The following is a 14,645-nucleotide window of genomic DNA, read 5'->3' as shown; positions in this document are numbered from 1 at the left end:
TGTATTACGACAACAACGTAAAATCAATCTGCCGTTTATCCAGATCTACTTTCTTCACACGGATCTGAACCTCATCACCCAATTGGAATTTCTTTTTCTTCCGTTGGCCAATAATGGCATAGTTCTTCTCATCTAGCACATAGAAATCATCCGTGATATCACGTAAACGTACCATACCCTCACACTTGTTCTCCTCAATCTCCACATACATACCCCATTCGGTCACACCCGATACGATACCCGTATATTCTGTACCGATCTGATCTTGCAGGTATTCCGCTTGTTTGTATTTGATGGATGCGCGTTCCGCTTCCGCTGCCTTTTTCTCCATTTGTGAAGAGTGTTCCGACATTTTCTCGTAGTGCTCGGCATTGACCTTTGTACCACCATCCAGGTAGAACTGCAAAAGACGGTGCACCATCACATCCGGATATCGACGGATAGGGGAGGTGAAATGGGTATAATAGTCAAATGCCAATCCATAGTGGCTTGTTTTCTTCGTTGTATAGATTGCCTTGGCCATTGAACGCACCGCCAGGGAGGTCAGCATATTTTGTTCCTTGCTACCTTCGATCTTCGTCATTATCGCATTGAGGGATTTCGCAGTTTCCTTGTCTGTTTTAATGGTTAACTTGTGGCCAAAACGTGCCGCAAATTGCGAAAATGTAGTCAACGTCTCTGGGTTCGGAACATCGTGGTATCGGTATACAAACGTTAATTTGTTTTTACCACGGCCTTGCTTACCGATATACTCAGCCACTTTGCGGTTGGCCAACAACATAAAATCTTCGATCAACTTGTGGGCATCTTTACGTACTTTGGTATATACACCTGTAGGTTTGCCATTCTCATCCAAAGTGAATTTAACCTCCTCACTTTCAAAGGAAATTGCTCCATTTTTAAACTTACGTTCACGAAGGATATAAGCGAGCTCGTTCAATTTTAAGATCTCATGGCTGAAATCACCGGATTTCGTCTCGATAACTTCCTGTGCCTCCTCATAACTAAACCGTCTGTCCGAATGGATAATCGTGCGGCCAAACCATTGCTCATGAATAGTAGCTTTTTCGTCCATTTCGAATACTGCCGAAAAACAAAGTTTGTCTTCATGTGGGCGTAATGAACATACGCCATTGGACAAACGTTCCGGAAGCATTGGAATAACACGGTCAACCAAGTAGACTGATGTCGCACGGTTAAAAGCTTCTTTATCCAACTCGGTATCCGGAATCACAAAATGCGATACATCGGCAATATGTACACCGATCTCGTAATTGCCATTCTCCAGCTTTTGGAAAGATATGGCATCGTCAAAATCTTTGGCATCTGCAGGGTCAATTGTAAATGTGGTGACCCCTCTGAAATCACGTCTTTTGGCAATCTCTTCCTTGCTGATTTTCTCCGTGATTTTATTGGCTTCTTCTTCTACCTTCTTCGGGAATTCCAATGGGAAGCCGTAGTCTGCCAAGATCGCATTCATCTCGGTGTTGTTTTCGCCTTTGACACCCAGAACATGTTTGACCGTTCCTACCGGATTCTTACTGCCACTTGGCCAATCAATGATCGAAACCACAACTTTCTCTTTGTCCTTGGCACCATTCAGGTTGTCCAGTGGAATAAAGATATCGTGCAACATCTTGCGATCATCGGCGATAAAAAATGCGAAATTGTTTGAAATGCTGATTGTTCCGGTAAAGTCGGTTTTGGCCCGCTGTAGGATTTCAATAACTTCACCTTCTTTTTTGCGACCACCTTTTCTTTTCTCAAAAGTGTGTACTTTGACAATATCGCCATGCAGGGCTTGTCTTAGTTTACGCGGCGCAATATAAATATCGTTTTCAAATTCATCCTCAGGGATAATATAAGCGGAACCATCTGCTGTCATATCCACTTTTCCGGTGACATATACTTTAATTTGTTTCAGATTAAATTTTCCGCGCTCTACTTCCACAAAAAGTCCGCTTCGTACATTTTCCTGTAAAATATCGGCAATGGCAACTTTGGAATCGTTGTCCGTCAGATTCAATTTGGAAGAAACTTGTTTATAGTTGAGGGGCTTGTTTCCTGATTTTTCGAAAATATCGATGATCAGTTGGGTTAATACCTCTTTATAGGGATTATCTTTTCTTGTCTTCATTCGTTTTATTATTTACTCATTTGTATTAGCCATCAAGTCATTTGTATGATAGCTAGTGTGTCGAATAGCGGTTATTACCCCGTAGGTACAATAAACCAATGCTATGCGCAATCATTCTTCAGTATGATTACGCTATTGATACAAGGTACAAAAAAATCAGCATTCACCCGTACAATAGCCGAGCTAATCGGAGTGAATCCGATTTCCAAATTATAGACAGATCAAGCGGAAAATTGTTTTGAAGCTGTAGGTTTGATTTATTTTTTACAATGATTACATACGCCGAGCGCGTTAACGGCAATCGCCTCCAAGCTAAATCCATCGGGGATAGATACTTTTGGCAATGTAATTTCGTCCAGACAATAGACCGAGTTGCATACCCGACAGATGAAATGCACATGTTGGTCATGATGGTCATGTTCGGAACAGTTGGTGGAACACATGGCATAGGTAGCGGTTCCGTGTAGATCAAAGATCTTATGGATAATACCCTTTTCCTCAAAACTGGCCAATACACGATACAATGTCACACGGTCGATATCCTTACCCAACAATTTCTCCAGTTCCGGCTGCGAAATAGCCGAATCTTTCGTTGAAATAATTTCAAGCACCTTTAACCGGGGTTGGGTGATTTTTAAACTATTTCGTTTCAGAATTTCTGGATATACAGTGTTGGATTGTTCCATGGACTTATTCGTTATAACCTTAGATCAATTACAAAAATACGGAATTTATCCACATAAGAAAACCGATAAGGTTAAGATTATTGTCATCTTCCCCTTATCGGTTCAAAACCTATACCGAAGTATAGTCTATTTTATTTACCCGCAGCTTTCGCGTGGTCAGCCAAGAATGTTGCTAAACCGCTATCTGTCAATGGGTGTTTTAACAATGCTAACATTGCTGATAATGGGCCTGTCATTACATCTGCACCGATTTTAGCACAACCTAAGATGTGTGCGCTATGGCGTACAGAAGCTGCTAAAATCTGTGTTGGGTATTGGTAGTTATCGTAGATCAAACGGATATCTTCGATCAATGCCAATCCGTCTGTAGAGATATCATCCAAACGACCAATAAAAGGAGATACATATGTAGCGCCTGCTTTTGCAGCCAATAAAGCTTGACCAGCAGTGAATACCAATGTACAGTTTGTTTTAATACCCTTTTTGCTGAAATATTTGATTGCTTTCACGCCATCTTTGATCATAGGAACTTTTACAACGATCTTGCTGTCAAGAGCTGCTAATGCTTCGCCTTCTTTGATCATTTCTTCGTAAGTAGTAGAAATAACCTCAGCACTCACGTCGCCGTCAACAATTGCACAGATTGCTTTGTAGTGGTTGATTACGTTCTCATCACCGCTGATACCTTCTTTAGCCATTAAACTTGGATTGGTCGTTACACCGTCTAATACGCCTAAGTCTTGGGCTTCCTTGATTTGCTCTAGGTTCGCTGTGTCAATAAAAAATTTCATTGTGTATGTTATTGAATGATAATTATTTGATTATTCTAATGTTCAAAATAATAGGTGCAAAGTTATTGATTATATTCCAGTATTACACATCTATTTCGATGAATTACATCATTATTTTTGCAAAATAGAATCTCTTCCCGTTCTTTTTTGTTATACTTTTATAGTATTATCTTTATATATGCAGATTTTTAGATCGCTCCATTATAGAAACTTCCGTTTACATGTAATAGGACAAGCAATTTCCCTCATGGGGACTTGGATGCAGCGAATAGCAATCAGCTGGCTGGTCTATGAACTGACCGGTTCGGTCTTCTGGTTGGGTTTCGTTCAGTTTATCTCCTTATTACCTTCCTTGGTCTTGTCCCCTTTTATCGGAAGTTTTGTTGATAAACATAAGAAATATAAACTGGTGTTATTGACGCAGATCGGCCTGATGATACAGGCAGGTATGCTGACATTGCTGGTTTACCTCAAATTGGAGACTGTGTTGTGGCTCTCGGTTCTTGGGCTGATACAAGGGGTCATCAACTCCTTCGATGTGCTCGGTAGACAATCCTTGATGATGTATCTGGTCGGCGACCGTAAGGATCTGCCCAACGCCATAGCACTCAATTCAACCATCTTTAATGCTGCCCGGATGCTGGGACCCGCCATCGGTGGAATCTTACTCAGTACCTATGGTGAATTGGTCTGTTTTGCATTGAATTTTATCAGTTTTGTACCCGTTATCATTACATTGTTGATGATGAAGGTGGATGAAACAAAGGTGCAACTAAGTAAAGGTAGCAACTGGGAGGGATTGGTCGAAGGATTTCGCTACCTCAAACGTTCACCACATATCTCTTCCTTGATTATTATCATGACTTTTTCCAGTTTGATCGTCATTCCTTATACCTCACTCTTGCCCGCGATAGCGAAAGAGATGTTTCATGGAGACGAGCGTATATTCTCCTGGTTTGAAAGTGCTGCCGGATTGGGGGCCATGATCGGTGCATTTAATATGGCTAGGCTAAAATCGGGAACGAATCTCCGCTATCAGGTGATGGGAGCGGCTGCACTGATGGGGCTAGCATTACTGTTCCTAGCGCATTCCACTATGTTACAGATGGCTTTAGTCTATGTGATGCTGGTTTCCTTTGCCATGATGATGCAAAATTCCAGTATCAATACCTATATTCAGACGCATGCCATACCGATCTACCGGGCGCGGGCTATTTCTTATTATGTCATGGCCTTTCAGGGTATCTTTCCAATAGGTACACTTATGATCGGTTCCCTGGCGAGTTATTGTGGTCTCCGAACAACCTTATACCTGATGGGTGGACTGGGGATCGTTATTGCGCTACTCTATTATACTTACCTGCGGATGCATATCCATAAGCGGCTTTTTAAACTGTAGTATTGAGTAGTTGGTATTGCGTATTGAGATTCTGGTATAGCAAGCCGGAGGCTTACCAGTCTAGTACGGGATATCTTACTGGCTTACTTACTCTTAATTTTTCGGTCCCGCAAGCGTAATGTCTTTTTCGCATAATCAATAACGGCACCATAATCGGCGAAAATATCACCGCCTAATACCCCGATCACAGGCTCCAGATCCATTTGCTGATAGGCATAATTGATCGAACTTAGATCCAGTACGGCGGTCTTCAATTTGTTGATGTGCCAGGTACCGATTGCTAAACTGGGAATTTCCATGTTAAAGCTTTCCATCGAGTTGGTGCCCAAACCTGTTGATAAGGTTTCCGATGGTTCCAACAGCAATTGATCCTCTAAAAGATGTCCCATTTGGGTTTTATCAAATACGGTTTTAGATGCTCCCGTATCGATGACCATTTTAAAACTGCGCTCATAAAGTGTTACATCAACGAGAATATGTGTTCCTTGCCCCTGAAGATCTAAGATTTGAAAAGGTACTGTTGTCATATTCCCAAACATAGCCAAAAATTTAATTAAAAAAAAAGTTTGGCGCCGCCTTATTTTCCTGTGAAAGTAAAATCTTTTTTGCAACATGAAAAAAGGCCGTTATTTAGAATAACAGCCTTTTTTCTCACTCGTTTATGTTGATTACAATACCTTTATCTCTTTCAATACATTATTCATCGTGCGTACGGCGTCAGCACTTTTGCTGAATTTTTCCTTATCTTCCTCATCCAGTTGTAATGGAATAATGCGATCCCAGCCTTTTTTGTTAATAACAACCGGAACACCGAGGTTAATATCCTCCTGACCAAATTCACCTTCGAGGTAAACAGAAGCAGTAAATAATTTACCTTGGTCACGTACAATACTTTCGACCACTGCGGCAGTAGCAGCACCTGGAGCATACCAGGCCGACGTACCGATCAGGCTCGTTAATGTTGCTCCACCCACCATGGTCTTATGGACAATCTCCGCCTGTTCTTCAGCAGTAAGAAAGTTACTGACCGGAATGCTGTTCCACGTGGAGTGCTTTATCAAAGGAATCATGGTCGTATCACCGTGGCCACCAATGACAATGGCATTGAGGTCTGCGGCCGATGCATTTAATTTTTCACTCAATTGATATTTGAAGCGAGCTGAATCCAAAGTACCCCCCATTCCGATAATCCTATTTTTAGGCAAACCACTTGATTTGAGCGCGAGGTAGGTCATCGTATCCATTGGGTTGGAGACAATGACAATAATGATATCCGGAGAGTGTTTTACCAAATTCTCTACAACTGATTTGACAATATTTGCATTTGTCCCGATCAATTCCTCACGGGTCATTCCCGGTTTACGGGGAATACCTGAGGTGATGACAGCAACAGTAGAACCCGCAGTAGACAGATAGTCATTGGTTACTCCTTTGATTTTGGATTCAAAACCCAGTAGGGCCGCCGTTTGGGCCATATCTTGCGCTTTTCCTTCTGCAAATCCTTCCTTGATATCCAATAACACAATCTCCTCGGCGACATTTCGACGGATTAAATTGTCCGCTGTAGTTGCTCCTACAGCTCCAGCACCAACAATAGTTACTTTCATATGTAAATTATTTGTTTTTTAATGGCCATATGGAATATCCAGTCCATTTTCACGAATGCTTGTGCTGTTTTTTGACATGGATATTTCATGAGCATTTATGTGGATTAGTAAATAATGCTTGAATTTAACGAATTATTGTCAGTAAATCAATCAATTTCACCGGAATAACTTGTTTTTAAAAAGATAATAGAAACGCTCATCCGGATTATGCTAATCGTGATACCCTTGTGGCACTATCATGGTATAATTTCTTATTGCTTACTAATGGATGTGGATGCTTATAGAACCAAAAGGCAAAAAAAAGACTGTCCTAAAAGACAGTCTTTTTTTTGTTTGAGGTGAATTTTCGAATGAGCATTTACTGATTTCAAATTTCATCCCAATCGTATGACTCAGTTTTAGAACGGATAGCCAATGGCCAGATTGAACATCAGGTTATCTTTGCGCCATTGCGAACTGCCAAAATCTATATCCTTAAATACCCAACGTTCCCCTTTAGGTAAGTAGGGGATACGGAATGGAATGGAAAAATCGGTCCGGATAATTAGGAAGGTAAAGTCGAAACGCAAGCCGGCACCACCACCTACAGCAAGTTCATTCAAAAAGTTTTTGCTGAACTTAGCGCCGGGTTTGTTCACATCTTCTCGTTGTAACCAGACGTTACCTGCATCAATAAACGCTGCCCAATGGACAAAACCAGCCAGTTTAGAACGATATTCAGTATTCATTTCCAATTTGATATCTCCGGTCTGATCAGCATAAAATAACCCATTGCTCAATTTCTCTGGAGCAACGGTTCCCGGACCTATCGCACGGGCACCAAAGGCACGGATACTGTTTGGCCCACCGACATAGTATTGTTTCAAATAGGGGAGGGACCGCGAGTTTCCATAAGAATAACTCAAGCCGAGACTCACTCGGGAAGCCAATTGGGAATTCTCAGACAGTTTCATATAATGCCTTCCGTCGCCGCTTAATTTAATATACTGGGAGAAGTAGGCATCGAACAGTTTGAATGTCTTGCCCTTATTGAAATCTGCTCCTTTAATTAAGCCCAGAATATTACCCGAAAGATCCAAATTTCCTTTGAAATAGAACGTATTCTTCAAGTGCTGCTTCATCGTATTCTGGAACGTGAAGTTGTAGTTTGGTCCGATCGTAAACTGTGGGTCAATGGCATGTCGCAAAGCGGGAATGGTATCCATCTGCCTTTGATAATTCTCCGAAATACCTTTAGGCTGTACATAGGTAATTTCCAGCAAGGCAAGGTCATGCTGCTTTTCCTCCGATTCTTGCCAGATATAACCATAATCTAGGGCGATTGAATTGAGTGTATAGGCCTTACGACGATTTAAGAATTCATAACGTCCCTTGACATAGGTTTTGGGGATAAATCGACGTGAGGGGTTAATACTGCCAAAAGGAGATAGGATCCGAGGAAATGTCAGGGTCGCTTCCATTCCGTAACGGTAATAGCTGGAATTCAGATCGGCATTTCCTCCCGTTTGAGTTTCATATCCTCCAAAGACATTAAAGCTCAATTGCTCGGCACCCTTAAATGCATTGCGCAGGGTCCAGTTGACATTGACTTCCGTACCATTATAGACCGATGCCATTTTTCCCAGCAGTTCTACCCGCAAGGATTTTTTTGGCAGGGGTGTGAGATAGTAATAGACATCGAGTGCATTGGGTATCTCCTTACTATCCACAAAGTTGTTCTTAACAAATTTCCAGCTGTTCAGATTGACCAAATGGCTGATCGTCTGGTTGTGCGCTGTACGGTTGTACGTATCTCCGGGATGGAAGAAGATATGTTTTGCGATAACAGGCTTGCGAAAGGTATTTCTCCGGTCAATAAAATAGTAGCTGCTGTCAAATAATTCTGCATTTCGGGTCGACCGTTGGTAGCCTGAGCTGGTCTCCGTGTAATTCGGGAAAATATAGATCTTATTGATTTTGGATGGAACCTTCGCTTGCGGCGGTGTCTCCTTTTTCACGGTTACATACATGTCAACCCTGTTGTTCCGATGCGAACTGTCGACTTCAACCAAAATATAATCTGGACTAAAATAGTAATAACCTTTGTTTTTAAGATCATTGTCAATGCGGTCACGCTCATTCAGCACAACATCAAGACTGTAATGTTTACCCACCTGCAAAAGACTCTTGTCCGAAGATGAACGGATATCCCGACCCAATTGGCTGTTGCTATCTACATTAAATTTGACCGACTGGATTTTGTAGATGATATTTGGTTTGGCAGTATAATTTACGGTGGCTTTTTTTTCCTCTACCAGTGTGTCGGATTTTACCTCAGCATTGAAAAAACCAATGTTCTCCATACGGTTCCGCAACAAGTTCTCATTGTATTCACGGTTGACATCACTCAACAAAACGGGTTCTTCACCAATTTTCTTGAAGAATCTCTTGATCATGTTTTTATTGGCGGAATCACCGGCCATATTATTAAAATAAAGCTTAAACGGAACACCTGCCAGACGTTTATTGGGTTTGGGCATCAATGCCGACTGAAGATAGGTTGCAAGCTTTTCCTTATTCTCCTTTGAAATGGTATCCGAATCTATAATCACATTGCCTTTGACATACAGGCTTTCCCCTTCTTTCAAATTCTTGGTGGAAGAACAGGAGGCTATTATTGTGCCCAGTGTCAATATTCCGATAGCAAATTTCAGTTTAGCTCGCATGATAACTCCTTTCCTCATCTTCATTTTTAATTGCTGTCGTTCTGATCGTATCTAAATTTGTTTTTGGACTTGGATTTTTTGGTGCATTTTTACTTGAGTCCAATTGTTGTTTACGTTTTTCTTTTTCACGCTCTTCAATACGTTTTCTATACTCCGGGCTGTGGAGCATCAAACTGTCTCTGATAACCGTACGTACGCTGTCCCGATAGACGGAATCCGTTTCCATCCGTTCCACATTAAAGCGTTTTCTAAACCCTTTGCTGTCGGTATCATAGTATTCCTTAAGTTTTTTGGAACTCATCCAGATCTCTTTAAACTTATTATAGTCCATATTGATAATAAACCCGATACCTGTTTCAACATATTGCCCCTGAAGCGTCACTTGATATTGGTTTTTGCGATAAACACGTGCAAAATAGCGACCGTCTTGAGACAGTTGATAATCCAGTTGGATATCGCCCGCAATATTATTGGCGGTTTCACCGGGTCTCGTATTGCCTTCGACTTCAAAATTGGAACCTACAGTAATTTTCAGGCGGTCATTCAGGAGCATTTTTGATACACCGATATTTAAGTCGGTCCGGGTTTGTCCAGCTCCAGTTGCATAGTCCTGCTCGGAGGTTAAGTTGAAATCCAGTTCTACACCGGTGATCAACTCTGAAGCCAAACGGTTTAACTGTCCGCTCAGGAACGAACTGATACTATTCCGAACGATAGCTTCTGTACCACCGCCACCGGATAAACTTTCAAACGGATTGGTCGACATAAATCGTCCCAATACGATGAGGGAGAATACCTGCTTGTTGAGTTCAGACGGATTTTCACGGAGGGTAGTCAAGGCATTGTTTACCTTACTGACGACATCCTGGGATACGATGGAGTTATTCTCGTCCAGATCAATATCAAAACCCAACTGTGGCTGGAAGAGCTTGTCTGTAATTTTTAGTAAAACATTGAACGGAACACGTTGTTTGTACAGATTGGCATTTTCTGATCCCAGTTGCGTCGCCACCAGTTCTAAGGTAGGCGCTTTGGTCATATATGCTGCCGTAATATTAAGTCGCGCATCCAATGGATCCCCATTCCAGGTGATGGTACTTCCTTTTTGGAAGGTGAAATCTTTTTTTACGGGGCCAAAACTAAACGAATAGCTTCCTTTGTCTACGGTAAATGTTCCCGACAAGGTAATTTTACTGCTGGCGTCTATACCGGCATTTAATTCCGCCTGACCCTGGATATTTAAAGCGTCCTGAGAACCTGCATCCAGGAGAATCTTAAATTTAGCCTCTTTATCCGTCTGTAGGTTCAGATCCACATCCATTCCGGTCAATTTGGTGACAGTCATCGAATCCAACTTCGCAAATATATTCGCGCGTGTAGTATCACTCTTATCAACAAATTCGACTACCCCTTTACGGTCTGCCATACCTGGGTTCTCATTTGGCATAACAAAGGTGAAATCGGTATCACCAAGGACCTTGATTGTTCCATCGACAACAGGTTTGTCCAGATTTCCTCTGATCCGTAGGTTGGATGTCAGGTACATCTTTCCATAGAACATGTCGTTGTCCGTCTGGGTGGAGTTTAGTACCTCAAAATTATCCGTATTCACGTTCAGATTAAAATCAAAATCAGTATAGGTTTTTGTATCGATCGAACCGGTAACTTTGGCAATATTTCCTTTTTTATCCTCTAACGCGAACTTCGTGAAATTGATTCCGCTATTATCAAAATGAACAGTTTCATCCTTTGCTTTGAAAAGGGCGTTCAACATCGCGATATTGAACTGTGCATCTTTAAACTTGACATCACCATCTATCAGCGGTTTTGAAGGTGATCCTGTAATTTTCAGCTTACCTTCAAGGTTTCCTTTTGAATCTTTCAAATAGCCCAGGCTAAATGCTTGCACAGTCTGCATAGTCAATGGCTGAATATCCAGCGTGAAATCCAGGCTCGATTCGCCTTTCGGTGGGCTAATAAAATCACCGTTTAATATAACATTATTGCCGTTTTCACTGATACTGACATTTGCACTATAGGTATTTTCTTTTTCGTTGTTGACTTTGATATTCACATTTCCAACGGTATCTTTTCCGACATAGAATTTGTCGATGAGCAAATCCGAAACAAATACAGGGTTGCTTTCCAAACGTGATATTGTTGCCTGGCCATTGATGCCACCACCTAGATCCATAATATCGCTCTCCAGCATTTTACTTAGGGTCTCAATACGGAAGTTCTTAAAGGAAATATTTACCGGTGAATTCAATACACTGTCCTGTGACGATATACTCAATTCTTGCCCCTTACTACTCAGAACAAAATCTTTTGCCTGAATACCCGTACTTCCGAATTTAAGCACATTGGCAGGGTTTACATTCCACTTGTCGTAGTTCAGCATCAAACCGTCTTGATGGAGACTGAATACAAAAGCACCATTGTCGACAGCCATATCCCCACCCAGGTGGTACTGTTCCTTCTCTTTTCTATCTTTTATCCACAAGCCAAAATCCAGATTATTCTGAATGACGGAACCACTAAATACCGTATTGACAAGTTCAATATTGTTGACCTTGATTTTATTGATCAGTGCCGAATAGTAAAGGGTGCTATCCAAGGTATTGATATCCAAGGTAACATTGTTTATCTCTGTCCCACTATAGACTATTTTTGGGGCATCCAATTTGGCCAATATTGTTTTTGTTTCACTGTTAAACATTCCATCCAGTGTGACATCTTTCATTTCGGTCAATTCCGGAACAAAATCCTGCACAAATTTGGTACGGGTCAACTGCGCTGAAAATTCGATATTCTGTGGCTCATATTTAGGTACCTTAACAGGTTGTCCGGGTTGATAATAAACTTGCAAAATATCCTGAATGGCATTTTGTAGTTCCAGAATCTTGTACTTTCCAACCAAATGGGCATTGAAAAAGGCAGATTTTAAAAGCAGCAAATTTCTCGATGTATCTGATTTTGCAATCAACGAGATGCTATCCAGGGAATAATAAGCATCGTTGTACGCGATAGAAGAGTTGGTGATATGTGCCTCCCCATTCAGAAAGTTTGGATCAGCTGAAGTAAAATGCCCGACCATCTTACCATGGTATTTAAAATCGTCTTCCATGAGTTTCAGATTTTTGAGGTTGATGGTGTCCACCATCAGTTCAAAATCCACTTGCGGATATTTAGATTTCATATTGGCCGTGGCATCCAGCTTTAACTTAATATTGGGGTCAGGACTCACTACGGAAGCTTTAATATCTCCTTTGTCTGCAGTGAGGTTCATATCGATATTCTGATAACGATAACCCATGGCATCCATACGGTTTACTTTACCGTCGAAATTGGCGACAAGTTTCTTGGGATCTGTTCCATGTCCTTTTATTTTTCCTTCAAAGGAAAGAATGCCCAGGGTGCTATCCATTTTCATGATCTGGCCAATATCAAAATCACGGATGCTAACAAAAGCATCGTAGGTCGTATCTCTGCCCGCCATGCTCACTTTCCCATCAACTTTGGCCGTTCCCTTTTCAGTAACCAACGAAAGATTGGTGTCAAAAGCGGTCATCCCGCCTTTAAATGTCCCCGTGAGTCCGATCGTATTTGGCAGTTGAAGACCTGTTGGCAACATGGTTTTGGCGACAAGTTTTTCAATATCCGAGCGACCTGTTGTTAATTTTTTCAGATTAAGGTCCATGGACATCTTATCTACATCCGGCAGCCCCTTTAGGCGCAGACTTGCAATAACCCGTGTATTAGAGAGTGTCTGAAAATCAATACTTGGAATATTCAGATCATTAAGTTTGCCCACTACGCGACCGTCGATATTGAATTTTTTGTCCATCAACGGTTTCATGACCTGCATCGTGTCAAGGAACGGTGCAAAGAAATAAATATCGCGCATATCGACATGGCTCTTTTTGACTGTTGCATTCACGTAGATCAATTCCGGCTTTTTGGTAATGATATCCAGTGAAGGGTAGCTTACTTTTAGGTAGTCCCGAATGAGTGTACGTGGCGTTTCCGCATAGAGGTTCTTAATCTCTGCTCCTGTATTGGTATATTTAAAGTCCCCTTTAAGCTGTTTGATAACAAGGCCCGAGTGATCTGATGCGGTCAGTTCATTTAATGATCCACTGATCGAATCCGCGCTATAATATAAATCTGTCAGATTTGTTTTTATTCCCGGAATCTTGATATTGAAATAATCGAAGCCTTTCATACGGGCTTGATTGTCATCCCGGTAAGCTAGACTTGTATTGTTAATATTGATGTCTTTGGCTGAGACAACCCATTTGATTTTTGTGGTATCAGCGGTGGCATTGCCTGTAGGCTGCGTTTTCTTGGCTACTTTTCCAAAGAGGACTTCATTGTCGGAGCCATCGAGATGAATGGTTTGAATATCAACAAGCTCCTTGTTTAAATCAATCTTGTTGATATCTGCACGGAGATTTTTAATGTTGAACTTTGTTTTAAGCGAGCTGGATTGATCTTCATAGCGGACAAGGATATTGGCCAAGTCGGCAATCTGTATCCCCACATCCGGAAGCAGGGTAGTGGTTTGTGCGGTTTTGTCTGTGATACCAAAGTCTTTGACGGATGGAGCCGTGCCATCTACGACCGGTTTCCATTGTTTTACGGTTGCGCTTAAGCCGTCTATTTTTACCTTTGGCAGATTGAAGGCCATGTTTTTGGTCAGGTCAAATTTCTTGATATTGGTGTTTAGTGTACCCAAATAGACGTCAGCACTTGTTCCGATAACGTCATCAGCGTAAACGATATGAAATTTATCAAGCTTTATTTTATCGAGATTGAACAGCAAGGCAGAAGTGGTATCGGCTGTAGGCTTGCTTTCCTTTTCGGATGCAAATGCTTTGACGATATAATCAAAATTAAAGGAGCTGTCCGGTAGTGTTCTGCGAATTTTTGCTGTGATCCCTTCCGCTTCGATACTTTGGATCTCGACCGTGTTTTTCAATAGTTTGAGCATATTGATATCCACAGCGATGCTTTTTCCAGCAACAAGGGTATCCTTACTCTGATCTTCCAGATAGATGTCCTGTAACACTAGTTTTTTTGGAAAATCAATATTAATATAACCGATTTTTACCGGTGTACCTATTTTTCCTTCAACATAATGAGTTACTTTTCCTGCAATATAGTTCTGAACCGAGGGTATTCGGATTAAAAATACAACTAGAATAACCAGCGCAATTATTACTCCAATAATCCACAATATTGTTTTGAAAGCAATTCGGGTAAATCTGTTCAACGTATAATTTGATTTAAGTATCTACTAATAAAAATTAAAACGGAA

8 protein-coding genes are annotated in these 14,645 nt (G+C 41.3%); 1 reads left to right on the top strand and 7 read right to left on the bottom strand.

The window, feature by feature from the left end:
• Positions 1–4: 4 nt before the first annotated feature.
• The 3 genes from rnr to fsa all read right to left on the bottom strand — a co-directional run bounded on the left by rnr (position 5) and on the right by fsa (position 3,614).
• Positions 5–2,137: a ribonuclease R gene (gene rnr, locus DFQ12_RS27115; RefSeq protein ID WP_120262142.1), complete on the bottom strand. Its 2,133-nt coding sequence runs from the start codon at positions 2,135–2,137 to the stop codon at positions 5–7.
• A gap of 257 nt (positions 2,138–2,394) precedes the next feature.
• On the bottom strand, positions 2,395–2,823 hold the full coding sequence (locus DFQ12_RS27110; protein ID WP_120262141.1) for a Fur family transcriptional regulator: 429 nt from the start codon (positions 2,821–2,823) through the stop codon (positions 2,395–2,397).
• Positions 2,824–2,954: 131 nt separating this feature from the next.
• Entirely contained in the window at positions 2,955–3,614 is a 660-nt protein-coding gene (fsa, locus tag DFQ12_RS27105) for a fructose-6-phosphate aldolase (RefSeq protein ID WP_120262140.1), read from the bottom strand.
• A 178-nt stretch (positions 3,615–3,792) separates the two neighbouring features.
• Here fsa and DFQ12_RS27100 point away from each other — a divergent pair, with 178 nt between their 5' ends.
• A complete protein-coding gene (locus tag DFQ12_RS27100) occupies positions 3,793–5,013 on the top strand; it encodes an MFS transporter (RefSeq protein ID WP_120262139.1) in 1,221 nt (406 codons plus the stop codon).
• 83 nt (positions 5,014–5,096) lie between these two features.
• Here DFQ12_RS27100 and DFQ12_RS27095 read toward each other — a convergent pair whose 3' ends face one another.
• From DFQ12_RS27095 to DFQ12_RS27080, 4 genes are all read right to left on the bottom strand, one after another.
• Positions 5,097–5,552, bottom strand: coding sequence for an aspartyl protease family protein (locus DFQ12_RS27095; protein ID WP_244211865.1), 456 nt, complete (start codon positions 5,550–5,552; stop codon positions 5,097–5,099).
• Between the two features lie 129 nt (positions 5,553–5,681).
• Entirely contained in the window at positions 5,682–6,620 is a 939-nt protein-coding gene (locus tag DFQ12_RS27090) for a malate dehydrogenase (protein ID WP_120262138.1), read from the bottom strand.
• 398 nt (positions 6,621–7,018) lie between these two features.
• Positions 7,019–9,343, bottom strand: a complete 2,325-nt coding sequence (tamL, locus tag DFQ12_RS27085; RefSeq protein ID WP_244211864.1) for a translocation and assembly module lipoprotein TamL — start codon at positions 9,341–9,343, stop codon at positions 7,019–7,021.
• Complete coding sequence (locus DFQ12_RS27080; RefSeq protein ID WP_120262136.1) at positions 9,315–14,600, bottom strand: translocation/assembly module TamB domain-containing protein; 5,286 nt, start codon at positions 14,598–14,600, stop codon at positions 9,315–9,317. Before DFQ12_RS27080 ends, tamL begins: the two co-directional genes overlap by 29 nt.
• Positions 14,601–14,645 lie beyond the last annotated feature (45 nt).

Source organism: Sphingobacterium detergens (assembly GCF_003610355.1).
Classification (GTDB): domain Bacteria; phylum Bacteroidota; class Bacteroidia; order Sphingobacteriales; family Sphingobacteriaceae; genus Sphingobacterium; species Sphingobacterium detergens.
Note: the sequence above shows the minus strand (reverse complement) of the source record. Positions and strands in the feature narration are given on the sequence as shown.